Annotated in this window: 22 protein-coding genes and 1 riboswitch; of the genes, 9 read left to right on the top strand and 13 right to left on the bottom strand. The window is 46.4% G+C overall.

Translation table 11 applies throughout. The features are described from left to right. Positions 1 to 30: 30 nt before the first annotated feature. A complete protein-coding gene (locus DLE54_RS04200; protein ID WP_011960109.1) occupies positions 31 to 567 on the bottom strand; it encodes a gamma carbonic anhydrase family protein in 537 nt (178 codons plus the stop codon). Between the two features lie 316 nt (positions 568 to 883). Here DLE54_RS04200 and DLE54_RS04195 point away from each other — a divergent pair, with 316 nt between their 5' ends. The 8 genes from DLE54_RS04195 to thiD all read left to right on the top strand — a co-directional run bounded on the left by DLE54_RS04195 (position 884) and on the right by thiD (position 11,043). Next, complete coding sequence (locus DLE54_RS04195) at positions 884 to 1,429, top strand: phosphatase PAP2 family protein (protein ID WP_110816352.1); 546 nt, start codon at positions 884 to 886, stop codon at positions 1,427 to 1,429. A 270-nt stretch (positions 1,430 to 1,699) separates the two neighbouring features. Further along, complete coding sequence (gene carA / locus DLE54_RS04190) at positions 1,700 to 2,956, top strand: glutamine-hydrolyzing carbamoyl-phosphate synthase small subunit (RefSeq protein ID WP_110816351.1); 1,257 nt, start codon at positions 1,700 to 1,702, stop codon at positions 2,954 to 2,956. A 79-nt stretch (positions 2,957 to 3,035) separates the two neighbouring features. Then, a complete protein-coding gene (gene carB, locus DLE54_RS04185) occupies positions 3,036 to 6,296 on the top strand; it encodes a carbamoyl-phosphate synthase large subunit (protein WP_110816350.1) in 3,261 nt (1,086 codons plus the stop codon). Positions 6,297 to 6,873: 577 nt separating this feature from the next. Then, the gene (gene greA, locus DLE54_RS04180; protein ID WP_011960105.1) at positions 6,874 to 7,350 is read left to right on the top strand and encodes a transcription elongation factor GreA; all 477 of its coding nucleotides are present in this window, start codon (positions 6,874 to 6,876) and stop codon (positions 7,348 to 7,350) included. 352 nt (positions 7,351 to 7,702) lie between these two features. Then, entirely contained in the window at positions 7,703 to 8,299 is a 597-nt protein-coding gene (locus DLE54_RS04175) for a septal ring lytic transglycosylase RlpA family protein (RefSeq protein WP_110816349.1), read from the top strand. 276 nt (positions 8,300 to 8,575) lie between these two features. Then, a riboswitch (TPP riboswitch) is annotated at positions 8,576 to 8,664 on the top strand. Between the two features lie 101 nt (positions 8,665 to 8,765). Beyond that, the gene (gene thiM, locus DLE54_RS04170; protein WP_110816348.1) at positions 8,766 to 9,566 is read left to right on the top strand and encodes a hydroxyethylthiazole kinase; all 801 of its coding nucleotides are present in this window, start codon (positions 8,766 to 8,768) and stop codon (positions 9,564 to 9,566) included. After that, entirely contained in the window at positions 9,559 to 10,200 is a 642-nt protein-coding gene (gene thiE / locus DLE54_RS04165; protein ID WP_110816347.1) for a thiamine phosphate synthase, read from the top strand. Before thiM ends, thiE begins: the two co-directional genes overlap by 8 nt. Positions 10,201 to 10,248: 48 nt before the next feature. Then, positions 10,249 to 11,043 carry a bifunctional hydroxymethylpyrimidine kinase/phosphomethylpyrimidine kinase gene (gene thiD / locus DLE54_RS04160; RefSeq protein WP_011960101.1) on the top strand — a complete coding sequence of 265 codons (795 nt, stop codon included), beginning with the start codon at positions 10,249 to 10,251 and terminating at the stop codon, positions 11,041 to 11,043. Between the two features lie 18 nt (positions 11,044 to 11,061). Here thiD and radA read toward each other — a convergent pair whose 3' ends face one another. The 12 genes from radA to msrB all read right to left on the bottom strand — a co-directional run bounded on the left by radA (position 11,062) and on the right by msrB (position 22,914). Beyond that, complete coding sequence (gene radA / locus DLE54_RS04155) at positions 11,062 to 12,510, bottom strand: DNA repair protein RadA (protein WP_110816346.1); 1,449 nt, start codon at positions 12,508 to 12,510, stop codon at positions 11,062 to 11,064. A 301-nt stretch (positions 12,511 to 12,811) separates the two neighbouring features. Next, on the bottom strand, positions 12,812 to 13,522 hold the full coding sequence (gene lptB / locus DLE54_RS04150) for an LPS export ABC transporter ATP-binding protein (RefSeq protein ID WP_110817297.1): 711 nt from the start codon (positions 13,520 to 13,522) through the stop codon (positions 12,812 to 12,814). Positions 13,523 to 13,630: 108 nt separating this feature from the next. Further along, positions 13,631 to 14,104, bottom strand: coding sequence for a lipopolysaccharide transport periplasmic protein LptA (lptA, locus tag DLE54_RS04145; RefSeq protein ID WP_011960098.1), 474 nt, complete (start codon positions 14,102 to 14,104; stop codon positions 13,631 to 13,633). A gap of 221 nt (positions 14,105 to 14,325) precedes the next feature. Beyond that, entirely contained in the window at positions 14,326 to 14,913 is a 588-nt protein-coding gene (gene lptC, locus DLE54_RS04140) for an LPS export ABC transporter periplasmic protein LptC (RefSeq protein WP_011960097.1), read from the bottom strand. Positions 14,914 to 14,961: 48 nt separating this feature from the next. Continuing rightward, positions 14,962 to 15,489 carry a KdsC family phosphatase gene (locus DLE54_RS04135; RefSeq protein WP_110816344.1) on the bottom strand — a complete coding sequence of 176 codons (528 nt, stop codon included), beginning with the start codon at positions 15,487 to 15,489 and terminating at the stop codon, positions 14,962 to 14,964. A 129-nt stretch (positions 15,490 to 15,618) separates the two neighbouring features. Beyond that, positions 15,619 to 16,617 (bottom strand): KpsF/GutQ family sugar-phosphate isomerase, encoded by a 999-nt coding sequence (locus DLE54_RS04130; RefSeq protein WP_110816343.1) that lies wholly within the window; start codon positions 16,615 to 16,617, stop codon positions 15,619 to 15,621. 291 nt (positions 16,618 to 16,908) lie between these two features. After that, positions 16,909 to 17,514, bottom strand: a complete 606-nt coding sequence (gene hfq, locus DLE54_RS04125; RefSeq protein WP_011960094.1) for an RNA chaperone Hfq — start codon at positions 17,512 to 17,514, stop codon at positions 16,909 to 16,911. Positions 17,515 to 17,883: 369 nt separating this feature from the next. Next, positions 17,884 to 18,981 carry a tRNA (adenosine(37)-N6)-dimethylallyltransferase MiaA gene (gene miaA, locus DLE54_RS04120; protein ID WP_110816342.1) on the bottom strand — a complete coding sequence of 366 codons (1,098 nt, stop codon included), beginning with the start codon at positions 18,979 to 18,981 and terminating at the stop codon, positions 17,884 to 17,886. Between the two features lie 84 nt (positions 18,982 to 19,065). Further along, positions 19,066 to 21,006, bottom strand: coding sequence for a DNA mismatch repair endonuclease MutL (gene mutL / locus DLE54_RS04115; RefSeq protein ID WP_110816341.1), 1,941 nt, complete (start codon positions 21,004 to 21,006; stop codon positions 19,066 to 19,068). 114 nt (positions 21,007 to 21,120) lie between these two features. After that, positions 21,121 to 21,606 (bottom strand): tRNA (adenosine(37)-N6)-threonylcarbamoyltransferase complex ATPase subunit type 1 TsaE, encoded by a 486-nt coding sequence (tsaE, locus tag DLE54_RS04110; protein ID WP_110816340.1) that lies wholly within the window; start codon positions 21,604 to 21,606, stop codon positions 21,121 to 21,123. 62 nt (positions 21,607 to 21,668) lie between these two features. Next, positions 21,669 to 22,262 (bottom strand): 6-pyruvoyl trahydropterin synthase family protein, encoded by a 594-nt coding sequence (locus DLE54_RS04105; protein WP_011960090.1) that lies wholly within the window; start codon positions 22,260 to 22,262, stop codon positions 21,669 to 21,671. 229 nt (positions 22,263 to 22,491) lie between these two features. Next, on the bottom strand, positions 22,492 to 22,914 hold the full coding sequence (gene msrB / locus DLE54_RS04100) for a peptide-methionine (R)-S-oxide reductase MsrB (RefSeq protein WP_011960089.1): 423 nt from the start codon (positions 22,912 to 22,914) through the stop codon (positions 22,492 to 22,494). 433 nt (positions 22,915 to 23,347) lie between these two features. Between msrB and DLE54_RS04095 the strand changes: the two genes are divergently transcribed. Then, the gene (locus tag DLE54_RS04095) at positions 23,348 to 24,982 is read left to right on the top strand and encodes an aminotransferase class I/II-fold pyridoxal phosphate-dependent enzyme (RefSeq protein ID WP_110816339.1); all 1,635 of its coding nucleotides are present in this window, start codon (positions 23,348 to 23,350) and stop codon (positions 24,980 to 24,982) included. Positions 24,983 to 25,026: the final 44 nt, after the last annotated feature.

Here is a 25,026-nt window from a genome sequence, read left to right as displayed (position 1 = left end):
TTTTGATGTGTGGTATTTATGCTCATTTCATTATTCAGGTGCGCTCACTGGCTCTAAGCCTGCTTTAAATTGTTGACACTTTTTTGCATAGTGCAGCGCTGACATTTTTAAAAAAGCCACCTGCTCTTCAGTTAAGGTTTTAACCACTTTGGCCGGCGCGCCCATCACCAATGAGTTGTCAGGAATCTCCTTGCCTTCAGTCACCAAGGCCTTGGCACCAATAATACAGTTTTTACCAATTTTGGCATTGTTTAATACCACAGCGCCGATGCCAATTAAGCTATTATCGCCGACTGTGCAACCATGCAACATGGCCAAGTGTCCTATGGTGACATACTCACCGATAGTGACCTGTATGCCAGCATCCGTGTGAATCACCGCATTTTCTTGCACATTACTGTAATCACCAATATGAATGCGCTCATTATCACCACGGATTACCGCACCAAACCAAACGCTGGCTTGATGGCCTAAATACACATCCCCAATCACGCGGGCGCTATCGGCAACCCAGCCTTGAAAAGGGGTGGCAAACTGCGGGGCTTTGTCCAAAAATTTATAAATCATCGGTGACATCCTTTTAAGTTATTTGTTTGCGGTTATTGCTGACCCTACCTTGATGTCAGTTCTCTGACTAGGCTAGCATTAATTACATATATTTTTAACGTCATTAAGTACAATGTTATCCAACCCTATACGAGCTCGTGCATTGAGATTTCATCCCGTGCTATTATCAATGCTTTAAGCTGTTATTAGCAAATTTTTCACAAAAAACGACAAAGATATATCGCTGTCATACAAAGCTGGCATAGTACTATAGAGCCAGTTCAGCTTATCTGTCACTTTTTAGTTAAATATTGTCCCTTAATTTAGGATTTCTTTGATGCATCACAAGCACCTTACCGCCGCTTTACTACTTTCAGGCTCAGCTTTGGCTGCCAGCCCCGCGTATGCAAAATCAGACATCGAAACTGCAGGTGATGTTATCGCCATCACAATTCCCGCCCTGGCTTATGGCTCTACCTATTATATGGATGACCCTGAGGGGCGCAGTCAATTTTATAAATCCTTTGCGACCAATGCTGTGGTGACGTATGGATTAAAAAAGAGCATTGATAGAGAGCGCCCTGATCACAGTGACAATGACTCATTTCCGTCAGGACATACCTCCATTGCTTTTCAGGGAGCAAGCTTTATTCACAAGCGCTATGGACTTGAGTACAGTATACCCGCCTATGTTGGTGCAACATTTGTGGGCTACAGCCGCGTAGAGTCAGACAAACATCATACCTCAGATGTGCTGGCTGGCGCAGCGCTTGGGATAGCCAGCAGCATGTTTTTAACCAAAAGCTATCACAATGACGACTTATTAATCAGTGCCAATTTAGCCCCTGAGTCTTATCAATTGGCGGTTCACTATCAATTCTAACTTTGTTTTATGTAATATTTTTAGGATTGCCTAGCCATTTGCAGTCAGGTTTTGTATAATACGCAAAATCTGTACCTAAGCGAGTAGACATGACACAGTTTGCAACGTTCACTAATGACTTTTCTTTTAGTGATATTGTTGTTTTCTGTTATCGTGCTACTCGCTTTTTTTGCGACTAGAATTTGTGCCTTAGCGGTTTTTAGGTCACAACATAGCCGCAACCTTCACAATTACTAGGTCATGATAAACACGAATTATAAGGGTGGTAATATGGGCGTACAACAAGACACAACACACAATATCTCTAATGAAGTTGAAGCTATTTTGGCTTTGGCCGATGGTAATATTTTTCGTGGCATCTCAATTGGTGCAGCAGGTAGCCGCGTAGGTGAAGTGGTCTTCAATACTTCAATGACTGGGTATCAAGAAATCCTGACTGACCCAAGTTATGCCAAACAGATCGTTACCCTAACCTACCCACACATCGGTAATACAGGCACCAACGTTGAAGATGCCGAATCTGGCAACATCTATCAAAACAACCAAGTTTGGGCAGAGGGCTTAATCATTCGTGATGCCACCATGACCACCTCAAACTTCCGCAATTCAGAAAGCTTAAGCGATTATTTACAGCGCCAGCAGACTGTGGCTATCGCTGAGATTGATACCCGCAAACTGACCCGTATCCTGCGTGATAAAGGCGCTCAAAATGGCTGTATCATGACTGCCAGCAATGGTGCGACCATCAGTGAAGAAGATATCCAAAAAGCCATCGAAATTGCCCAGCAGTGGGAAGGCCTAGAAGGTATGGACCTGGCCAAAGAGTGCTGCAACCCTGAAGGCTTTGAGTGGACAGAAGGCACTTGGGAGCTGGCAGACCGCGGCGTACATGGGGTAACCGAGAGCCAAACCGGCGGCTATTACAAAAAACTTGGCGAGCATATTGATCATCAATATGACGTGGTGGCTTACGATTTTGGCACCAAAACCAATATCCTACGCATGTTAGTAGATTTGGGCTGTAAAGTGACTGTGGTACCGGCGCAAACGCCTATTGCTGATGTCTTGGCGCAAAACCCAGATGGTATTTTCTTATCAAATGGCCCTGGTGACCCTGCCGCTTGTGATTACGCCATCGATGCGGTACGTCACATCATTGAAGAGACAGACATCCCAACCTTTGGTATCTGCTTAGGTCACCAGCTGGTCGGCCTTGCCAGCGGTGCCAAGACCATGAAAATGAAAACCGGTCACCACGGTGCCAACCATCCAGTACAAGATTTGGCCAGCAAAAAGGTGATGATTACCAGTCAGAACCACGGCTTCGCTATTGATGAGTCGACCCTGCCAGATAACGTTAAGCCAACACATCGCTCGTTATTCGATGGTACTAACCAAGGTATTGAGCTGACCAACAAGCCTGTCTTTAGCTTCCAAGGTCACCCTGAAGCCAGCCCTGGCCCTCAAGATGCGGCGCCCTTATTTAAGAGATTTACTGACTTAATGCAGCAGAACAAACAGGCTTAATCACCAGCCAATACGCTCGACGCATTTTGCTGATTGTCACCCATAGACACAGAACTAAATATATAAAAAAGAGAGACTTATGCCAAAACGTACTGATATTAAAAGCATCCTAATTATTGGCGCCGGCCCTATCGTTATCGGTCAAGCTTGTGAGTTTGACTACTCAGGCGCACAAGCTTGTAAAGCACTTCGCGAGGAAGGCTACCGCGTTATCTTAGTCAACTCAAACCCCGCCACCATCATGACTGACCCTGTGATGGCAGATGCCACCTATATTGAACCGATTACTTGGCAAACGGTTGAGCAAATTATTGATAAAGAACGTCCAGACGCTATCTTGCCGACCATGGGTGGTCAGACGGCACTTAACTGTGCACTAGACTTGGATAGAAACGGCGTCTTAGAAAAATACAACGTTGAGCTCATCGGGGCAACCAAAGATGCCATCGAGATGGCCGAAGACCGCGAACTGTTTGACCAAGCCATGAAGCGTATTGGCCTTGAATGTCCACGCGCCGAAACTGCTGAGAGCATGGAAGAGGCCTTTGAAATCCAAGCCAAACTTGGCTTCCCATGTATCATCCGTCCCTCCTTTACGATGGGCGGCTCAGGTGGCGGTATCGCTTATAACCGTGATGAATTTATCGAGATTTGTGAGCGTGGCTTTGACCTATCGCCCACCCATCAGCTGTTAATCGATGAATCATTAATCGGCTGGAAAGAATATGAGATGGAAGTGGTACGCGACAAAAATGATAACTGTATCATTATCTGTGCCATTGAGAACGTCGACCCAATGGGCGTGCACACCGGCGACTCAATCACCGTTGCCCCTGCTCAGACGCTTACCGACAAAGAATACCAAATCATGCGTAACGCGTCACTGGCCGTACTGCGTGAGATTGGTGTGGAAACCGGCGGCTCTAACGTTCAGTTTGGGGTGAACCCAAAAACCGGCCGTATGGTGGTGATTGAGATGAACCCTCGTGTATCTCGCTCATCAGCTCTGGCCTCAAAAGCAACCGGCTTCCCAATTGCTAAAATCGCTGCCAAACTGGCCGTGGGTTATACACTTGATGAGCTGCAAAACGACATCACTGGCGGTAAAACACCAGCCAGCTTTGAGCCATCTATTGACTATGTTGTCACCAAGATTCCACGCTTTAACTTTGAAAAATTCCCACAAGCAGAAAACATCTTATCAACCCAGATGAAGTCTGTGGGTGAAGTCATGGCTATCGGCCGTAACTTCCAAGAGTCGATGCACAAAGCGCTGCGTGGCCTTGAGACGGGTGCTGATGGTTTTGATGAGCAAATCGACTTTGCCGCTCTAAAAGCCGGCAAAATCAGCGAGGACAAAGTAAAGGCTGAGATTAAAAACCGCTTAACCGTCCCTACTCCTGAGCGTATCTTCTATATCGCAGATGCCTTCCGCTTAGGTATGAGTGTTGATGAAGTATTTAAACTGACCAATATCGACCCTTGGTTCTTGGTTCAAATTGAAGACATTGTAAAAACCGAAGAGCAGGTTAAGCTGCTAGGCTTCGGTGGTCTTAATGCCGCAAATCTACGCAAGTTTAAGCGCAAAGGCCTATCTGATTTACGCTTGGCCAAACTGCTCGGCGTATCTCAAAAGCAGCTGCGCAAAAAGCGCTGGGACTTACAGGTCTATCCGGTTTATAAGCGTGTAGATACTTGTGCCGCTGAATTTGCCACCTCTACCGCTTATATGTACTCAACCTATGATGAAGAGTGCGAGGCGAACCCAACCGATAACAAAAAAATCATGGTTATTGGCGGTGGCCCAAACCGTATTGGTCAAGGTATTGAGTTTGATTACTGCTGTGTGCACGCAGCCCTTGCCATGCGTGAAGACGGCTATGAGACCATCATGGTGAACTGTAACCCAGAAACGGTTTCAACCGACTACGACACCTCTGACCGTCTATACTTTGAATCAATCACGTTAGAAGATGTGCTTGAAATTGTCCGTATCGAAAAACCTGAAGGGGTTATCGTGCAATTCGGTGGTCAAACCCCACTTAAATTAGCTCGTGCCTTAGAAGCTGCAGGCGTGAACATCATTGGTACCTCTCCTGATGCCATTGACCGTGCTGAAGACCGTGAGCGCTTCCAGCACATGATTCAGCAGCTAAATCTGATTCAGCCACCAAACGCCCTAGCCACCAGCATGGAAGATGGCTTAATGAAGGCCAGCAGCGTCGGCTATCCATTAGTCGTTCGCCCATCTTATGTGCTCGGCGGCCGTGCCATGGAAATCGTCTACAACGAAGAAGAGCTTAAGCACTATTTGCGCACTGCGGTACAAGCTTCTAATGAAGCACCAGTACTGTTAGATCGCTTCTTAGATGACGCCATTGAGGTGGACGTAGACTGTGTTAGTGACGGCAATGAAGTGGTTATCGGCGGTATCATGCAGCACATCGAACAAGCGGGTGTTCACTCAGGCGACTCAGCCTGCTCATTACCGCCTTATTCCCTATCTGATGAGATTTGTGATGAGATGCGCGCTCAAACCGTGGCCATGGCCAAAGAGCTTGGCGTGGTAGGCTTAATGAACGTACAGTTTGCGGTAAAAGATGGCACCGTTTACATCTTAGAGGTGAACCCTCGTGCTGCGCGTACCGTGCCTTTTGTCTCTAAATGCATTGGCAAGTCACTGGCTCAAGTGGCGGCTCGCTGTATGGCTGGTACCTCCCTACAGGATCAAAAATTCACCCAAGAAATTAAGCCCACTTTCTTTGCAGTGAAAGAGTCGGTCTTCCCATTCGCTAAATTCCCAGGTGTGGACCCTATCTTAAGCCCTGAAATGAAGTCAACCGGTGAAGTGATGGGCGTTGGCAAAACCTTCGGTGAAGCTTTCTATAAAGGCATTATCGGCTCTAATGAGCGCCTACCAGGCCTACCACAACAGGGCGAGACCAAGACTGTATTCATCTCAGTGCGTGATAGCGACAAGCCTAACATTGCACCTATCGCCAAACAGCTCATTGATTTTGGCTTTAAATTGGTAGCCACCGCAGGTACTGAGCAGTATCTCACCGAGCAAGGCATCGAGTGCAAACGCATTAATAAAGTGACTGAAGGTCGTCCTCATGTCGTTGATGCCTTGAAAAATGGTGAAATCGACCTTATTATCAATACAACCGAAGGTAAGCAAGCGCAAGAGGACTCGTTCTCAATTCGCCGCAATGCCCTTCAAAGCAAGGTGTTCTATGTCACCACTTTAGGCGCAGCCGATGCGGTATGTAAGTCTTATGCCATCGACTTGCCTTTTGATGTCTATAAATTACAAGCGTTACACGAAGCCGCACTTTAGTCACTGGTCTGATTAAAGCTGCCAAAAGTAGACTTATAAAGCCAACGGGTTGCAAGCAGCTATTAAGTGAGCTGCTTGACTACTATAAACTGAAAGCTAAAACGTAAGTTTCGCGGGTGGCTGTTGTGTGTTGTGATGGCTCTAAATTGTCACAGCTCATGGCAGTCGCCGGTAACAAAATTTAGCGATACAAACCAAAATGAGCTTTTATAATAAGACCTCTTATCATTTATATGATACCGTTATTGATGTGAAAACCCTGATATAAAAGTGGACTTATTGCCCTAAAAAGTTTAGGCTAATAACTCTAGGCTTGTTATTAAGCAGTCGCTTTTTGTTCAACATTAATATACTGGCTTGATAACGTACCACCTTATGTTTTTTTTAATTGCTAATCGACAGCTTCGGTTAGCAATTTTTGTTATAAGTCGTCTTTTTTTAGCTCAGCGCTGAAAATAGAAGGTCGACACACAACTTAACCTAAGCCTGACACCAACAGCACCCTCTTAGTGATGAGTGCTGGGGTGTTTTTTGTTTATTAATTTATTCATCCATATATGTATATGAGGAAGATGATATGCAACGTTACCCAATGACTCCGCAAGGACATGCTGCGTTAGAAGCCGAGCTTAAGCAACTCAAAAGCGTAGATCGTCCGCGCATCACGGCTGCGATTGCTGAAGCCCGCGAACATGGCGACTTAAAAGAAAATGCAGAATACCACGCCGCCCGTGAGCAACAAGGTTTTTGTGAAGCCCGTATTCGTGACATTGAAGCCAAACTCTCTGGCGCTCAAGTTATTGATCCGGCTACCTTACCACGTGAGGGCCGCGTCGTATTTGGTGTGACTGTGGTTATCGAAAACCTAGACACTGAAGAGCAAAAGCGCTATCAGATTGTGGGCGATGATGAGGCAGACTTTAAGAACAACAAAATCTCCGTCAACTCCCCTATTGCTCGAGGTTTAATCGGTAAATCAGAGGGTGATGAGGCACGTATTGAGACCCCAAGCGGCCTGGTAGAATTTGAAATTATCGAAGTTATTTATCAGTAAAGCTTAACCAATAAATTTTAATTTATTGCGTCCTTTATTTAGCTAGAGTTCAATATTTTTACTATTCATAGATCAAAAAATGGTCTATTATCTATAAAGTTGAACTCTAGCGTCACTTGCAAATCCCCTTTGCTTAATGTTAAGTTACAAAAATATAACATTGGCAAATCTAAATGTGACACTTCGTGTGTATCTTTACCTCCTATGGTTTTATAGCCAATGTTAACAATTTAGGTAAGTATTTTTTATTTAACCCATTTTTATTTAAGCTATTTAATTAAGTAGTATTTTTATAGTAAATGCATAATCTTTTGAGTTTCCATTACTTAAGATAAATGCTTACGAGGCAATTATGAAGAAATTCACATCAGCTCTATGTGCGCTAGCATGCATGGTAGGAGCCACTAATCTGGCTCACGCTACGGATTCTAAGCAAACTATCAGCGTTAAAAGCCCAAGCGATATCGACAGTGTACTCAACGAGTTAGCACGCAAAAAAAGCCAACCCACCTCTTTATTACAAACCTCCTTTGAGCCCTCCTCTTTAGCTGCCAGCAGCTCATTGATGGATGCCAAAGGTAGTAAAGTTAGCCAAGATAACGATGATGTGTTATCTCATTTAACGTTAGTAGCCTCAAATGCTGTTAACAAATTCAAACAAAGTGGTCGTGCCTCTTGGTACGGTGGCAAGTTCCATGGCAGAAAGACTGCCAGTGGTGAGCGCTTTGATATGAACTCATTAACCGCAGCACACCCCTCTTTGCCTTTTAATACTTACTTACGTGTCACCAACAAAGGTAACGGTAAGAGCGTGGTAGTCAAAGTGAATGACCGTGGTCCTTACCATGGTAACCGTGTGTTGGATTTATCTTATGCTGCTGCTAAGCAGATCGGTTTGGTAAGCCGTGGTATTGCCAATGTGACCATTGAAAGAGTGGGTTCACCTTAATCCTGCTAATCTTAGTAAGCTGCTGGTTTTTAAAAGTACAGTTGCTAAATCAAGTCAGGGTGATAAATTTACGCTTGTCGATAAGCGGCCTGGTGGGCTAAAACCAGGATCAAAAGAAGATCTGCACCGTAAACGGCAGGTCTTTTTTTTATGCCCAATTTTTGAGTCGGCAACTTCAAAGCTCTAAGTTTAAAAAAGCTGAGCAAGATAGGCCGCTCAAACCCTTGTGAAAAAAAGCCATCTTAGCTATGATAAACAGCTGTTTTATTTGTTTTTAAGTTATCACAGGGGCGCCCTTGGGCTGAGATGCACCCTTTGAACCTGATCCAGATTATACTGGCGTAGGGAGTGTATAGCGATAACGGCATCTTCGGGTAAGGGTTGATTGTTAACTTGCCACCTTTATCATAAGCGTGCCGTCATGCTGTGTGTTTCTAAACGCCCTCTTATCCTATTCGGAGGGAAGATGCAGTTACCATTCATCGAGTCTTGTTTTCACGCCTTTAAAGACCAATCTGCTTTGGTCCATAACCTCACCAATGATGTTGCCCATAATACGGTTGCCAATGTGCTTTTGGCCTGTCGCGCCTCGCCTGCTATGGTACATGACATTCAAGAAGCCCCTGACTTTGTGTGCTTATCTGATGCCCTAGCCATTAACATCGGTACGCTGACCCAAACTCGTCTAAACAGCATGCTGGCCACGGCCGAGATGGCACACAGCAAAGGCATTCCTTGGGTGCTAGACCCAGTCGCTGTGGGTGCCACTGCATTTCGGCAACAAGCTTGCCGGCAGCTACTGTCACTACAGCCTGATGTCATTCGCGGCAATGCTTCAGAAATATTGGCTCTGGCGGGTATGAGTAGTCAAAGCAGGGGCACCGATAGCGGCGATAGCGTGGCGGCAGCCCATGCAGCAGCTGAAGCCTTGACCCAATATGCCAAGGTAGTGGTGGTTACCGGAGAGATTGACTGGGTGACCGATGGCATGAACCGCTGGGCTATTAATCATGGCCATCCTATGATGACTCAAGTCACCGCAATTGGCTGTGCCTTAACGGCGCTCATAGCCGGCTTTGTAGGCGCCAATAAGAAGACTATGGCACAAGCGGCTGTCACCGCCTTATGTTATTACGGACAGGCCGCTGAGCACGCCATGCAGATTGCTCAAGGGCCTGGCAGCTTTTATATCCACTTCCTCGATAGTTTGTATGCCCTACAGGCAACCGATGTCTCTCAACAAGCACGAGTAACGCTTTATGAATAAACATAATAAATCTGCCGATGCCTTATCGCTATATTTGGTCACCGATAGCGCTCTATGCGCTGATAAGGGACTGATTGAGACGGTGCTTGCTGCCATCGATGGCGGCGTGACCCTAGTGCAGTTGCGTGACAAACACGCCAGCGATGAGGCCTTGTATACCACAGCCTGTGAGCTTAAAGAGGCCATTGCTGGTCGTGTTCCTTTGGTTATCAATGACAAAGTGCAGATTGCACATAAAGCCAAACTCGATGGTGCTCATATCGGTCAAGGTGACTTGAGTGTTGAACAGGCCCGAAATATTTTAGGCCATGATGCTTGGCTGGGGCTGTCTATTAATACTTTAGCGCAGTTACAGCAGACGCACCACCATCACCTTGATCTGCTCGATTATGTCGGACTAGGCCCTGTATTCGCTACCGCTACCAAACAAGATCATGCCAAGCCTATAGGCTTAGAGGGATTGAGCACTTTATCCAAGGCCAGCGTATTGCCCACAGTGGCCATTGGCGGCATTAACCATGCTAATGCCAGACAAGTGTACCAAACAGGCTGTCATGGGATCGCTGTAGTCTCTGCGATTTGTGCAGCCGATGATCCAAAGCAAGCAGCTGAGCTGCTGATAGCACAGCGATAACATAAGATAGGCTATCAATAACCATCCTAATTTTTAAGGAGCGTAGCGGTGATTAAAAATGTATTAACTATTGCTGGTACAGACTGTACAGGCGGCGCCGGTATTCAAGCCGACATTAAGGCCATTAGTGCCAATGGTAGCTATGCGATGAGTGTCATCACCGCTGTGGTGGCACAAAACACCCAAGGTGTGCAGCAAATTCAGATGATGCCAACTGACTTAATTCGTGCTCAATTAGATTCTGTATTTAGCGATGTACAGGTCGATGCGGTAAAAATTGGAATGTTAGGTACCGCTGAGGTCATCCGCTGTGTGGCAGAAGCGCTTCAGACTTACCAACCCACCAAGGTAGTACTAGACCCGGTCATGGTTGCTAAAAGCGGCGATAGACTGCTGGACAGTGATGCGGTGGCGGCCTTGCGTGAGCTATTATTGCCCCAAGTGGGGCTGATTACCCCCAACCTGCCAGAAGCCGCTGATTTACTGGGTGAAGCTGAGGCCACCACCCGAGAACAGATGCTCGAGCAGGCAGAGCGTTTAGGGGTCGCCACCTTTTTAAAAGGCGGTCACCTGCTTAATCAGCCAGACTCTCCAGATCTGTTATGGGTAGAGGGTCAAAGTCAGTGGCTGGAGGCGGCGCGTATCGCTACTAAAAACAGCCACGGCACTGGCTGCACCCTATCTGCCGCCATCGCGACTTTTTGGAGTCAAGGCGACAGCTTAAGCCTAGCTTGTGCTAAGGCCAAAGCTTATCTGACGGGTGCTCTAGCGCATGCAGATGAGCTTAATGTCGGTCATGGCCATGGTCCGGTGCATCATTTTTACGCGTATTATGAGCGCTAATTTAAAACACTCAGCGCCTTAAATTTCAAACGCTCGGTCAATGGCATCATCCAAGCGATCAGCCGTTATCACTGTGATACCCTTAAACTGCCCCATAAGGTTTTTTGGGGCATTGGCTTTGGGTACGATGGCGTGGGTGAAGCCGTGTTTCATTGCCTCTTTTAGGCGCTCTTGACCGTTGGGAACCGGGCGTATCTCGCCCGATAGCCCCACCTCACCAAATACCGCCAAAGATGAGGGCAACGGCCGCTCCTTAATACTTGAGGCACAAGCTAACAGTACCGCCAAGTCTGAGCCGGTCTCCATCACTTTTACCCCGCCCACCACGTTGACATACACATCCTGTCCGCTGGTATGTATACCGCCATGACGGTGCATGACCGCCAGTAGCATCGCCAAGCGCTGAGGATCTAGGCCTAATGCCATACGTCTGGGCTGACCCGCAGAATCATCGACCAACGCTTGCACCTCTACCAATAGCGGCCGAGTGCCTTCACGGCTAACCATGACAATGGATCCAGATATCGGCTTATCATAACGACTTAAGAATATGGCTGAAGGATTGGCCACTTCTTTTAGACCGGTATCTGTCATTCCAAAAATACCCAGCTCGTTGACCGCGCCAAAGCGGTTTTTTACTGCACGTATCATACGAAAGCGAGAATCAGACTGACCCTCGAAATACAACACCGTATCCACCATGTGCTCAAGCACGCGTGGCCCAGCCAACGTACCCTCTTTGGTCACATGACCTACCAAGAATAAGGCCGTACCGGTTTGCTTGGCATAGCGGGTGAGCATTGCTGCTGACTCTCGAATTTGACTGACGCCCCCGGGTGCCGAGTTTATGGCATCGGTATAAATAGTCTGAATAGAGTCAATAATAGCCACCGCAGGCTGCTCTTGGGTCAGTGCTGCGCAGATGGTCTCCACATTGGTCTCTGTCATGACCTTTAAGTGATCGCTGGATAACCCTAAGCGCTGCGCCCGCATGGCCACTTGCGATAACGACTCCTCTCCGGTCACATACAATGCACTGCCGGACAAAGACTCAGGGTCTGCCATATTGGCCGCTGTCTGCAATAAAATGGTCGATTTACCAATACCAGGGTCACCACCAATAAGCACCACTGAGCCGGCCACTAAGCCGCCACCAAGGACGCGGTCAAATTCACTAATCCCAGTAGGCAGACGGGTATCGAAGGTGACATTGACTGAGCCTAACGTGACAACGCCGCTTTGTGAGCCTGAATAATTCATACGATCAGACTTTGCACCAGCCAACACCTTAGGGCCTGTATGTGCTGCCATAGCGCCTTTAGCCGCCGACTTATTGTGATGCGGTAGGCTGACATTGGGCGCCTCAACAAGAGTATTCCACTCCCCACAGTCAGAGCATTGTCCGGCCCATTTACCAAAATAGGCGCCGCAATTTTGGCAGACATAACTTGATTTTGATTTGGCCATAACCGCTACCCTTAGTAAGTGATGCTACATATGAGGCGTCTCATATGCAAAATGGTTGATTAATAAAGATGCGCCGATTGCGACAAACTTTGGCGTTAAAAATAGCCAGCCTGTAACAGCCAGCTATCTTTAGGATGCGAGGAGAATGAAAATAGCAATAAGTATGGGCATGCCATAAACAACGGGCTAAAAAGCCTATGCGTCTACGACATCTGCCTCATTTAATCTATAACGGATTGTCTAAAAGGCTGTGTTTAATAGTGATGCCACCGGCTGACCCCCCGCTGACAATAGGTGACGACTAAGCCTGGAAGTCGCGGCCTAAATACACCTCTTGCACCAGCTCGTTATTTAACACCTCCTCTGAGGTACCATGGGCAATAATAGCGCCCTCACTTACGATATACGCATGCTCACAAATCGCCAGCGTCTCACGCACGTTATGGTCGGTAATCAGCACCCCAATACCGCGGCGTTTTAGCGCCACAATCACCTCTTTGATGTCGCTCACTGAGATAGGATCAACACCAGCAAAGGGTTCATCCAATAAAATAAACTTCGGATTGGCCGCCAGTGCACGTGCAATCTCACAGCGCCGACGCTCACCCCCTGACACACTCATACCGAGTGAATGGCACACATGCTCTAAGCTAAAATCAGCGATGAGTTTGTTAAGCTCTTGCTCCTGCGCCGCTTTATCTAAGTCTTTTCGGGTTTGTAAAATCGCAAGAATGTTCTCTCGTACAGTCAGCTTACGAAAAATAGAAGCCTCTTGGGGTAGATAACCAATACCGGCGCGCGCGCGCTCATGCATGGCGTATTTAGACAGGTCTTGATTGCCAAGCTTTACCATGCCTTTATCCATATTCACCAGCCCCACCACCATATAAAAGCTGGTGGTTTTACCAGCGCCGTTCGGGCCTAACAAACCCACAACCTGACCTGGCTCCACGCTAAATGACACATCTTTTACCACCCAGCGCTTACCGTAGCGCTTGGCCAGATTAAGCATGGTCAACGCAGTATCCGAGCTAACCGGCTGCGCTATCGACACGGGGGTTTTCTCTAAAGGGCTTATCACTTCAGGCTTTGGGGCATTCGATGCAGAGTTACTCATAACCTACCTAATTCCTGTACGACTATTGGATTCACTGGGCGGGAAAACAAGCTCAACACGCTGACTGCCGCCTGCAGTAGCCTCAACGTCACCCACTTTTAAGCTATAGCGAATAACGTTGCCGGCGAAACTTGCGCCATTTTGGGTAAGCTTGGCGTTACCGGTCAAAGTCACAATACCATTTTGGGCATTGTAATCAATCTTGTTGGCTTGACCGCGAGCCAAGCCTTTTTCTTTGGTGACCACTTGCTGCATGGTGGCTGGGCGGCCTGTGGCGACAGCGGATAAGATACTGCGGCTATTAGATAAATTCACGGTAATATTATCTGCTGCAAGCTTTAAAGTACCTTGAGTAATGGTGACATTGCCTGAGTAGGAGGTCACACCGGTGCGCTCACTATAAGTGGCTTTATCCGCCAACAGATGGATAGGTTGCTGCGCATCAGAGGGCAAAGCATTGGCATTAAATGAGACCATAGACGCCAAAGCAGTGGCGGCAAAAAGCGTGATTTTGCTCAGCACCGGTATCAAGCTTGGTGAGTGCGGGGTAGAGAGTATTGGTGCTAGCGTATTTGAGCGTTTATTCACAATGTTTTTCCTAAATTATGGCCTAAAGTAGTTATTTAAAGTCAGTAGCTATCTACAATAATGAATAAGTAGCTATCAAAAATAAGTCGTCATTTAAAATAGACAGCTATCTAAAATAAGGGCACGTCTTTGCGGGCCGGTGGCATGAAGGTAACCGCCACTTGGGCAAACTCGTAATCACCTGTGTTCACATCTGCCAAAAATCTTGAAGATTCAAAGCTGTTTTGTCCTTGGGTCACTTTAATGGGCGTGTTGCTATAAACCCTTTTTTGTTCCAAATCGCCTATAAGCTCTGAAGCCACTAATTTCATAGGCGGCTTATTGTCCAGATTATTTGCGGCAGTTTGGCTCGAGAACAACACATTATTGGTCATCACCACTTTGGATTGTTCATGATACATCACCGCTTCGTCAGCATTAATCAACACACTGCGATTGGGACTGGGGCGCCAGTTAAGCTTCATCGCCTCCAATTTATCCAAGTTTTGATCGGCATAATGGGTCAAAGTATCGGCAGCTAATGAATACTCAGCCACCCCATCATCATTGGTCTGAACTGCCAAAATATCGGTAGCTTCATACTCAATATTGGTAGTAGATAAGTTGATAATCGAGTCAAGCTCGCCCTGATTGCGATAAAACCATACGGCAAACACTGCCACAAGCAAGGATAGGATAAATAAAAATCGGGTATTCATTACACCTCTTTATGACCATAACAAAAAATAAATGGTGTTAAGTGCTGATTAATCAAGCACATACTGGCTAATATATTGCTCGTACTTGCCATGACCTTTTAAAATCAAATCACAAACCTCACGTACGGCACCCTCCCCACCTGCGCGCGTGGTGACCATCATCACTCGGCTTAATACCTCAGCATGGGCATTAGCTACTGTAGCAGAGAAACCCACCGACTGCAGGGCCTTAATATCTGGCAGATCATCACCCATATAAGCACACTGCTCTAAGCTTATTGGGAAATCTAATAGTAGCTGATTAAGCGCTTCAAGCTTATCATCACGGCCTTGGATCACATAATCAATACCCATCTCTTTGGCCCTTTTATTGACCATAGGACTTGATCGACCTGTGATAATGGCCGTTTTAACGCCGGCCCATTTTACTGCTTTGATGCCCATGCCATCTTTCACATTAAAACACTTGGTCTCTATCTCTTCGCCATCATAAATAATATAGCCATTAGATAAGATGCCATCTACATCGAGCACCAACAATTTTACTTTGCCTGCAGCTTGGATTAAGTCTTGCATAATATCTACTTACCCTATGTGTCGTCGCGAATTGAAATGTATTAAAAAATAAGACAGTATTTAGTGGCTCAACAGCTGTAAAAAGCGCACAGCCTTTTATGATTTAAGATAACAAGCTTATGATCACGCCTAACTCACGCCCGCTTGTAATAAGTCATGAATGCTAATCACCCCTTCAAGCTGCTGCTGCTCGTCGACTACCAGTAGCTGGCTGATGGCTTTTTCGTTCATTAAACTTAAAGCATCTGAGGCCCGCATATCTTTTGAGATTTGTTTGGGATTGGGGGTCATAATTTGTGACATAGGGGTTTGCAAATCAATGTGTTTTTCAAGTGCACGGCGCAAATCACCATCGGTGAAAATCCCCACTACCTTGTGCGCCTCATCCATAACCACCGCCATGCCTAAGCGCCCATTGGTCATGACAAATAGTGCCTGATGTAACGTGGTATCGGTCGATACCAGGGGCAGCTGCAAATCTTTTTGGGCTTGATGCATCAAGTCACTAACTCGCATCAACAACTTACGTCCTAGCGCACCTGCTGGATGTGACAGCGCAAAATCCTCTGAGGTAAAATGACGCGCATGTACCAATGCCACAGCAATAGCATCGCCTAAGGCCAAAGTCGCTGTGGTACTTGAAGTGGGAGCCAGCCCCAAGGGACAAGCCTCTTCAGAAGCACCCAAAGTGAGCGCCACATCTGCAGACTTAGGCAGCATACCGCGCTTATCACGGCTGATACTGATTAAAGGAATGGCCAATTGCTTGACCACAGGCAACAAGGTCTTAATCTCATCAGACTCACCAGAGTTTGAGATGGCCAGCAACACATCCCCTGCCACCAACATGCCCAAATCACCATGGCCGGCCTCCCCAGGATGCATAAAAAAGGAGGGAGAACCGGTTGAGGCAAAGGTGGCAGCAATTTTACGGCCAATATGGCCTGACTTGCCCATACCAGTGACCACCACTCGGCCTTTGCAATTGCGAATCAGCTCGCACGCTTCGACAAAACGCTCATCAAGCTGCTCAATTAGTAACTGTAATGCAGCTTGCTCAGTGCGGATGGCATCTACCGCATACTTGATATACTGTTCATAAGTGGGCGGTGGCAGTTGTGTTTGCATAATAAAATCAGGCTTTATGAGTTATTGGAATGTAATTTTTTATTAGAATATCGCTTTTTTAACCCTTACGCTTCAGGGTCTATTTCATAGCTTACTATAAGGGGTAAGTTTAGCATATTCCACCAAGCTACGAGCAGCTCTAGATGTCAATAGAATGTAATAATATCTAACCTTATCCGATTTTAGGCATAAAAAAACCTGCCAGAAAGCAGGTTTTTTTATTGTTGACTCAAAGCCGTTAGATTTAAATGGGCGGCTGTTGAGTATTGCTCTTGAAATCAGCATCAACAGTTAATCATCACTGCCAAAACCACCACCTAAGTCTTCATCATTATCGACCTGGTTGGGCGCTGCAAAGCCGCGCTTTTCAAAGCTACGCTCATCGAAGCCGCGCTGTGGTTGTGGACGACTGGCGCCAAAGCTTCTATCAGAATCAAAACCACGATCGCCTTCAAAGCCACGCTCTACCCCAAAACCACGCTCTTGGGCAAAGCCGCCACGCTCTTGATTAAAACCGCGATCGGCAAAGCCACCACGATTAAAGCCGCTGCGCTTACTGGCGAAACCGCCCGGCTCAAAACCAGGCGCGCCTCGATCAAATCCCCCTGCAGCTGGCGGTGCACTAAAGCCGCCTGCACTAGGGTAGCCTGCAGGTTGTTGAATAGAGCCGCCCGGTGTTGCTCCACTGCTACGTGGATTGCGGGCAGGTACTACTGTTGATATGGCATGCTTATATACCATTTGGCTGACCGTGTTTTTTAACAACACCACATACTGGTCAAAAGATTCAATTTGACCTTGTAGTTTAATACCATTTACCAAAAAGATAGATACGGGTATGCGATCTTTGCGCAAAGAATTTAAAAATGGATCTTGAAGCGTTTGTCCTTTTGACATGAGGTATGTCTCCTGAATTTTTTAATTTATTATAGATGGATGACAAATAAGTAATTAGGGTAATACTGTAATCCCAAAATAGCTATTACGTTTCGTTATTAATTGGTTGTATTTCTAAAAAAAGTTGTCAATACTTAAGTTGTCTTTACCATAGCATTTTTTTTGCTCTTCGTCTTACAAAAAAAGTGAAGCACAGGTTTTATATACGTTTGGCTGGCTTATACTTGACGTTCACAATATTAAGCGGGCTATTTTCACTCTCAAAATCCAGTCCATACCCTTTATAGCGAACTACGCTCAAGATATATTACTTACGCATCGGCTACATTGCCTTTGACATCTTTTGTGACACTTTTTATTGTGCTTTTATTAAAGACGGGAGAATAAATAGGCCTTAGCGTCTTGTATGGTATCGAAGCTGTGCACCACTTTTTGCTCAGTTTGTGCACCGCTTGTCTGCAGCGTATCAGAGGGCTGATGGCTTGCTACCAGGTTTCTAAGCCAGGTATATTGGCGCTTAGCCAGCTGTCGCGTCGCATATAATGCCTTATTTTTCATATCTTGACAAGCAATTGACTTGTGCGCCTCATTCACTTCTAGCCCTTTATTATCAACAGATTGGCCGTTTATTTTCAGCCGACTAATCAGAGGATGATCGGTGGCTATCAGGTAATCAATGACTTGGCGGTAGCCCACACAGCGCATCGATGGCATCTGCGCATCCAATGAATAATTGGTAAGCAGCTGCCCCACCTCATCAAAAAAACCATCTGCCCACATCATCTCAAGCCTTAAGGCAATACGCTCATGGAGCCACGCTCTATCTGGCATGACCGCTAAGCCCAGCCAGTACTGCTGAGGATTGTCTGATAAGGCCTGTTTGGGAAGTTGCTGCCAATAGCTTAAGGGTTTACCGGTTTGTTGATATACCTCGATGGCGCGGGTAATTCTTTGGGTATCACCTATAGGTAAGCGTTCAGCCAGCGGTGGATCTATCTTAGATAAATAGTCATGCAAAGCTTCAATCCCTTGCTGCTGACGCTGAGCCTCTACTTGGGCACGAACGTTTGGGTCGGTATCGGGAATTGGAGATAAGCCGTTAAACAGTGCCATGTAATACATCAAGGTACCGCCAACCAATAGCGGAATTTTGCCGCGCTGATGAATTTGCTCAACAAGCTGCTGTGTGTCGCTGACGAAGTTTGCCACACTATAGCTTTGCGTCGGATCGATGATATCCACCAAATGATGCGGATATTGCTCAAGCTCACTTTGTGTGGGCTTAGCGGTACCTATATTCATGTCTTTATAAATAAGCGCAGAGTCAACCGAAATAATCTCAAAGCGTCCGGTCTCATACAATTCATAAGCCAACGAGGTTTTACCGCTGGCTGTGGGAGCCATTAAGCACACCACCGCATTGTCTGGCAGCTTTGTTGGCAAGCTTAAATTATCAACATCACCCATGGTATCTACTCTTATGGTTATGGTTTTTTTTGATTGGATTAGCGGTTATAAACGGCTTGGATACTGTCATAAACCTAACTGATTTTACGGGTCGTTTTTTAGTATTAATTGAATCAGCTGCGATAAAGGCAGCTCGCCAAGCGCTTGGTCGGCCAATTGCTTGCTCCAAGGCTGCTTCCATTGGTTTTGAGCCGCTTTAGCTAGATTTTGTAGCTGGGTGTTTATCCAGGCTAGTTTTTGCCCTTGACTCACGCAGGCTTGATAGTCTTTATAGTGTCTCTGCCATTCGTCCTCTAGCAGCGTACAGAAGCTAGCCTGTAGCCAATGTATCAACTCAGTCTCTAAAAAGACATACAGGGTGTGCTGTATTTGTAATAACGCCAGCTGCTGATCACTTAAAAGACTGTCACTCAACAGACTCTCCTTCAACAGACTGTCCTTTAACAAATATAAGCACTGCACTGGGCCATCTTTTTGGGTAAAAGACACAGGAGGCAAGTCTGTTACAGTATCAAAACCTGATAAGCGTGAATCAGAGACGACATGGGGGTGGCTTTGCGTATACTGGCCGTTGTGGCCCTGTGTCTGATAACAGGCTATCGACTCATTTGTCTGTACCGGCTGTTTTAACTGAGGTACTGTCGTCTCAGATGCTGTAGCACTGCTATTGTGCGGGTAGTCTATGTGATTAGATGCTGCAATCCGCTTAGAGCCTTGGCTGACAGATATCTGGTGAGAGTGGGACTGCGCCACTTGCACTGATGCTTGGGCGTTGATCTGGTATTGCGGCGGCTGCACTATCGGCTGACGCTTCTGCCAACGCTGCAAGGCCTCACGCACGCCCACCTCAAAGTGCGCCATGACATTGGCCAGATTTTGGATTTTTATGCACAGCTTCGAGGGATGCACATTAAGATTGAGCCACGCCTTGGGCAGATTAAAAAACAGCACGTAGCCTAGGCTGGCAATGTGATCAAAGCCATTAATGCTCTCACGTAGGCTCTGGGCAATACGCTTGTCTTTGACCAAGCGACCATTGATATAAATCAGCTTATAAGGATGATTGGCCAGTGCCTTTGTACTTGGAATTATCAGCCCTTCAATACCTAGTGGCTCTTGGCTGCGGTTGATGCCGCGCATGCCCTCATATTGCACACGCAGCGCCTCTAAATCTAAGGATAACACCTGCAAGTTGTTGTCATGTAATAAACTTGCTTGCTCATGACTTGGAGGTAGCACCGATTTTAATCGTGTCAGCAAGGCTTGCATCACTTGGGTAGACAAGGCTTCTGAGGCAAGGTTAGACGAAGATACGGTTAACGGCGATGACGGCTCAGCATGGATGGCGGCAAAATTAAAACGACGTTTGTCATTATGCCAAAGGCTAAAGCTGACATCACTTGCTACCAATGCCAACTGTTTGACCACCGTCTCGATGTGCATAAACTCAGTCGAGATGGCCTTTAGATTGCCACGTCTTGCCGGCACATTAAAATACAAGTCCTTTACGCTTACTGTGGTGCCACGGCGATGAATTACCGGCACCAATTGCGGCGTGTCCTCTAAAATACCGGCCACATTAAGCTGTCGGCCAATACCGCTGTCATCACAGCAGCTGGTTAAGCTCAATCGGGACACAGCAGCTGTAGCGGCCAGTGCTTCACCACGAAACCCCAAAGTGGCTATGCCTTGCAAATGCGCCACATCAGCGATTTTACTGGTGGCAAAGCGGGTCACCGCCATTACCATATCCTCAGGATGAATGCCGCAGCCATCATCGGCCACCTCAATAATGCCCATACCGCCTTGAGTAATGCGCACATCAATTTGGCGCGCGCCAGCATCGAGCGCATTTTCAATCAGCTCTTTGACCACTGAGGCAGGCCGAGTCACCACCTCGCCTGCTGCCAGCTGATTGACCAATAAAGGCGGCAGTTTTTTTATGCGATTGCTATGCTGAGCCTGAGTGCTGACCTGTAGGCCAGTGTCGGCTAAGCCATCGAGCGGGTTACGGCGAAACATCATGTATAAAGCTCAAAGCTGGACGATAAATAAATGAGGACAAATAAATTAAGGTAAATAAATTAGGGCAAATAATTAAGGATATGAGCATCCAAATCACTGCAAAAGATCAAGTTATTAATCTGGGGCAACAAAATCAATAGCCTCATCAAAGTCCACGCTCACCTCTCGGCGTGTGCCTTGCTCATCACTGACCACAGTAAGGGTGACTGTCATTACCGGCGGCGGCAAATACGCCTCAGCACGGCTGGCCCATTCGATAATTACCAACGCCCGCTCATCCTCCAAATACTCTTCAAAGCCTATAAATGACAGCTCTTCTGGGTCTTGTAGACGATACAAGTCGGCATGATACACCCGATCAACCGCCACATTCGTGCTATTTTTTAGCTCATAAGGCTCAACCAAAGTATAGGTCGGGCTTTTTACCGCGCCCTCATGGCCTAGGGCACGCAGCCAGTAGCGGGTTAAAGTGGTCTTTCCGGCACCCAGATCTCCTGATAGCCAGACACTACCTTTGATGTGGGCTTTGGCCAACTGTTTGGCCAAGGCCTGAGTATCGCTCTCAGAGGTTAGCGTAAGCTGTACATTGCGGCGCGTCATTGGCACTCCTTTTATTCTCTTTGTAGCCCATAGGTTGATGACTGGTTATCAGCTGCTGATTATTATTTTACTTGCAGTGCCACTTCAGGATTTATAAAAGCTTCACCTGCTTTTAGCTTGTCATACATCGCCGGATCACTCCACTCTTGCTTGATTTGATCGCTAAATTCAAAATCCTCTAGCGCCAATTTACCCATGTGCTCGTTGCTCACATCTTCAGCAAAGCACTGAGCGTAGCCAGTTGCCGTCTCATGAGCAATCACCGAATACACGCTGACATCTGCCTCGCCATTAGCCATTTTAGTCTGCTCTAAAATACTTTGGGCCCAAAAGAAAATGACCCGAGAAAACTGCTCCGCTGAAGGTGATACCGGCAAGCTGATCCAACGGGCGCTGAATTTTTTACACATTGCAATGTATTCAGGATCATCTTTGTTCCAAAAACAAATGGCATGATCAAAGCTATCAATAATGTCTTTGATAGAGGATTTTAACAGGCCAAAGTCATATACCATTTGACCATTATCTAGTCTGTCTGCTTGCAAAATCAGCTCAATTTGATAGCTGTGTCCATGAATAGAGCGCTTGCATCTATCCGAGCTGCAGTTACGCACAATATGGGCGTTTTCAAATTTAAACAGCTTACGTATTCGCATGATTATTCTCACTAAAACTTAGAGTCAATAGGTTTTTTCGATATTACGCCATAGTTTACCACTATAGACAAAAAACAAAATGGATAACACCTGTCAGTGTTACCCATTGTTTAAATTAATGGCGGCCCAAGACTTGATGCTCAATCATTACTCAATCATTAATAGAAGCTCAGTCCTTAAATGTAGAGCCTCAGTTACTAGATTTTAGCCGCAATCTCTACCCTTGAACTTAGGGTTTTGGCTCCAAGTCAATGGCCACTGAATTAATGCAGTAGCGCAGCCCTGTGGTTTCTCTTGGGCCATCAGGAAACACATGTCCCAAATGACCGCCACAATTACGACAAGTGACCTCAACGCGGCGCATGCCATGCGATGTATCTAAGTGCTCATCTACGGCCGACTCATCTAAGGTGGCATCGAAGCTTGGCCAACCACAGCCGGCATCAAACTTATTGCTTGAATCAAATAATTTGGCACCGCAGCCTTTACAGCGATACACGCCCTGCTCGCTCATGTCATTATGGATGCCGGTAAAAGGGCGCTCTGTGCCTTTTTGACGCAGCACACGATACTCCTCATCGCTTAAGCGCGCCCGCCAGTCTGCGTCGGTTAATTGGGCGATTTCTTCTGGGGTCAATTGTGAGTCTTGCATAACATGTCCTTTTGGTATTTTTATCATCAGTTATTTGAGTGCGCTACTGTCAATTATGCGGGCATCCTTGATAACTTCAATCACCCCTTTGCCTAATCTTACCAAATATAGAGCTTGATTACATAATCATAAAACTTCTTATCATCAAAGATAGGCGTGACAATAGGATACCTTTAGCAGACGCGCCTGGCTCATTAATCATATCTAAGCCATTAATTTTAAATACTTTTTATAAATAACCTGTTATTAGACACCTCTGTGATTTCAAACGCACCTCTCGTAATGCAAGATTTACTTGCATTACAACCCATTGAAAAAAACCATTTAATGCAATAATATCTTGCATTAGAGAATTTCTACATTAAATTGTTTAGCACACCTAGGTTAGACGGTGTCTAAAAGCATATAAACCAAACAACAAAGAGTAGCCGTTATGAGTGAGCAATCTGAATTTAAGGCACAAGGCGCAAGGCTCAGTAAGCTGCGTAAGGCCAAGGGTCTTACGGCTGAGCAATTGGCTACGGCAATGACAGCGTCCGGTTCTAAAGTCAGTCGTGGCGCCATATCTAATTGGGAGCGTGGCATAAATGGGATTGTCTCCTCCAAGCTGCCCGCTTTGGCTCATATTTTAGGCTGCTCTGAGGGCTATTTATTGCGTGGTGAGCCAGCAGACAACGCTGAGCCAGATAATAGTACTCAACGCTCAAGCCTTGCCAGCAACCCACCCTCTATTAACTCAAGCACCAATGCTACTCCAAGCATTATCCAGACCCCTTCTTCTCACCTAAGTACGAGTAACAGCATCATGAAAAACACCGCCCCTACCCGTAAGCCCTTAAAAAAATCTGATAAATTACAAAACGTTTGCTACGACATCCGAGGCCCGCTCCTTAAGACAGCAATGCAAATGGAAGCTCAAGGTCAGCGCATCTTAAAGCTTAATGTCGGCAACCCCGCGCCATTTAACTTAGATGCCCCGCATGAAATCTTGCAAGATGTGGCGCTAAATTTGCACAATGCGACCGGTTATTCAGACTCACAAGGTATTTTCTCAGCCCGAAAGGCCGTCTTACAATATTATCAATCAAAGGGGCTGTTATCAGCGGTTGATGTGCGTGATGTGTACCTAGGCAATGGCGTATCAGAGCTTATCGTAATGACCATGCAAGCGCTAATGAATGATGGTGATGAGGTGCTTATCCCTATGCCAGATTATCCACTATGGACAGCCGCGGCCAATCTTGCTGGCGGCACCGCGGTACATTATCGCTGTAATGAGGAGAATAACTGGCAGCCTGATATTGAAGATATCCGTGCAAAAATTACCGATAAGACCCGTGGCATAGTGGTGATTAACCCCAATAACCCCACCGGCGCGCTCTACTCTAACGATGTGCTGCTACAAATTATCGATCTGGCACGTGAGTACAATTTAGTCCTGATGGCAGATGAAATCTACGACCGCATTTTATATGATAATGCAGTGCACACCCCCATGTGTACCTTAGCGCAAGATGTCCTGATTTTGACCTACAACGGTCTGTCAAAGTCACATAGGATTGCCGGCTTTAGAGCGGGGTGGCTTATGCTCTCTGGTAATAAAGAACATGCCAGCGACTTCATTGAAGGCCTAGACATGCTCGCCTCGATGCGCTTGTGTGCTAACGTGCCAGCTCAGCATGCCATCCAAACTGCAGTAGGCGGCTATCAAAGCATGCAGGACTTAACGGCCGAAACAGGCCGCTTATACAAGCAGCGCCAATTGGCGGTAGAGCGTCTAAATGCCATCCCAGGTATCTCATGCACCATGCCGCAAGGCGCCTTTTATTGTTTCCCAAAAATTGACCGCAGCATCTACCCTATTAAAGATGACATGCAGTTTATGATGGACTTATTAATCGAAGAAAAAGTGCTGATGGTACAAGGCACGGGCTTTAACTGGGATGCGCCCGATCACTTCCGTGTGGTGTTCTTACCTAACTTATTGGATTTAGAAGATGCCATGGACAGATTGGACAGATTCTTCAGCAACAAGCGCAAACAGTATGGTACTGATAGTTTAGGGTAAAGTGCTGGCGTTTATGTTACTGCTACCACCCCAAAAAAGGCGCT

It is taken from the genome of Psychrobacter sp. YP14, assembly GCF_003209315.1.
GTDB lineage: Bacteria > Pseudomonadota > Gammaproteobacteria > Pseudomonadales > Moraxellaceae > Psychrobacter > Psychrobacter raelei.
Note: the sequence above shows the minus strand (reverse complement) of the source record. Positions and strands in the feature narration are given on the sequence as shown.

Excerpts from the sequence above, each read along its gene's own strand:
- DLE54_RS04200 (WP_011960109.1), bottom strand. The coding sequence starts at position 567 with ATGATTTATAAATTTTTGGACAAAGCCCCGCAGTTTGCCACCCCTTTT.
- DLE54_RS04195 (WP_110816352.1), top strand. The coding sequence starts at position 884 with ATGCATCACAAGCACCTTACCGCCGCTTTACTACTTTCAGGCTCAGCT.
- carA (WP_110816351.1), top strand. The coding sequence starts at position 1,700 with ATGGGCGTACAACAAGACACAACACACAATATCTCTAATGAAGTTGAA.
- carB (WP_110816350.1), top strand. The coding sequence starts at position 3,036 with ATGCCAAAACGTACTGATATTAAAAGCATCCTAATTATTGGCGCCGGC.
- greA (WP_011960105.1), top strand. The coding sequence starts at position 6,874 with ATGCAACGTTACCCAATGACTCCGCAAGGACATGCTGCGTTAGAAGCC.
- DLE54_RS04175 (WP_110816349.1), top strand. The coding sequence starts at position 7,703 with ATGAAGAAATTCACATCAGCTCTATGTGCGCTAGCATGCATGGTAGGA.
- thiM (WP_110816348.1), top strand. The coding sequence starts at position 8,766 with ATGCAGTTACCATTCATCGAGTCTTGTTTTCACGCCTTTAAAGACCAA.
- thiE (WP_110816347.1), top strand. The coding sequence starts at position 9,559 with ATGAATAAACATAATAAATCTGCCGATGCCTTATCGCTATATTTGGTC.
- radA (WP_110816346.1), bottom strand. The coding sequence starts at position 12,510 with ATGGCCAAATCAAAATCAAGTTATGTCTGCCAAAATTGCGGCGCCTAT.
- lptB (WP_110817297.1), bottom strand. The coding sequence starts at position 13,522 with ATGCTTAATCTGGCCAAGCGCTACGGTAAGCGCTGGGTGGTAAAAGAT.
- lptA (WP_011960098.1), bottom strand. The coding sequence starts at position 14,104 with ATGGTCTCATTTAATGCCAATGCTTTGCCCTCTGATGCGCAGCAACCT.
- lptC (WP_011960097.1), bottom strand. The coding sequence starts at position 14,913 with ATGAATACCCGATTTTTATTTATCCTATCCTTGCTTGTGGCAGTGTTT.
- DLE54_RS04135 (WP_110816344.1), bottom strand. The coding sequence starts at position 15,489 with ATGCAAGACTTAATCCAAGCTGCAGGCAAAGTAAAATTGTTGGTGCTC.
- DLE54_RS04130 (WP_110816343.1), bottom strand. The coding sequence starts at position 16,617 with ATGCAAACACAACTGCCACCGCCCACTTATGAACAGTATATCAAGTAT.
- hfq (WP_011960094.1), bottom strand. The coding sequence starts at position 17,514 with ATGTCAAAAGGACAAACGCTTCAAGATCCATTTTTAAATTCTTTGCGC.
- miaA (WP_110816342.1), bottom strand. The coding sequence starts at position 18,981 with ATGGGTGATGTTGATAATTTAAGCTTGCCAACAAAGCTGCCAGACAAT.
- mutL (WP_110816341.1), bottom strand. The coding sequence starts at position 21,006 with ATGATGTTTCGCCGTAACCCGCTCGATGGCTTAGCCGACACTGGCCTA.
- tsaE (WP_110816340.1), bottom strand. The coding sequence starts at position 21,606 with ATGACGCGCCGCAATGTACAGCTTACGCTAACCTCTGAGAGCGATACT.
- DLE54_RS04105 (WP_011960090.1), bottom strand. The coding sequence starts at position 22,262 with ATGCGAATACGTAAGCTGTTTAAATTTGAAAACGCCCATATTGTGCGT.
- msrB (WP_011960089.1), bottom strand. The coding sequence starts at position 22,914 with ATGCAAGACTCACAATTGACCCCAGAAGAAATCGCCCAATTAACCGAC.
- DLE54_RS04095 (WP_110816339.1), top strand. The coding sequence starts at position 23,348 with ATGAGTGAGCAATCTGAATTTAAGGCACAAGGCGCAAGGCTCAGTAAG.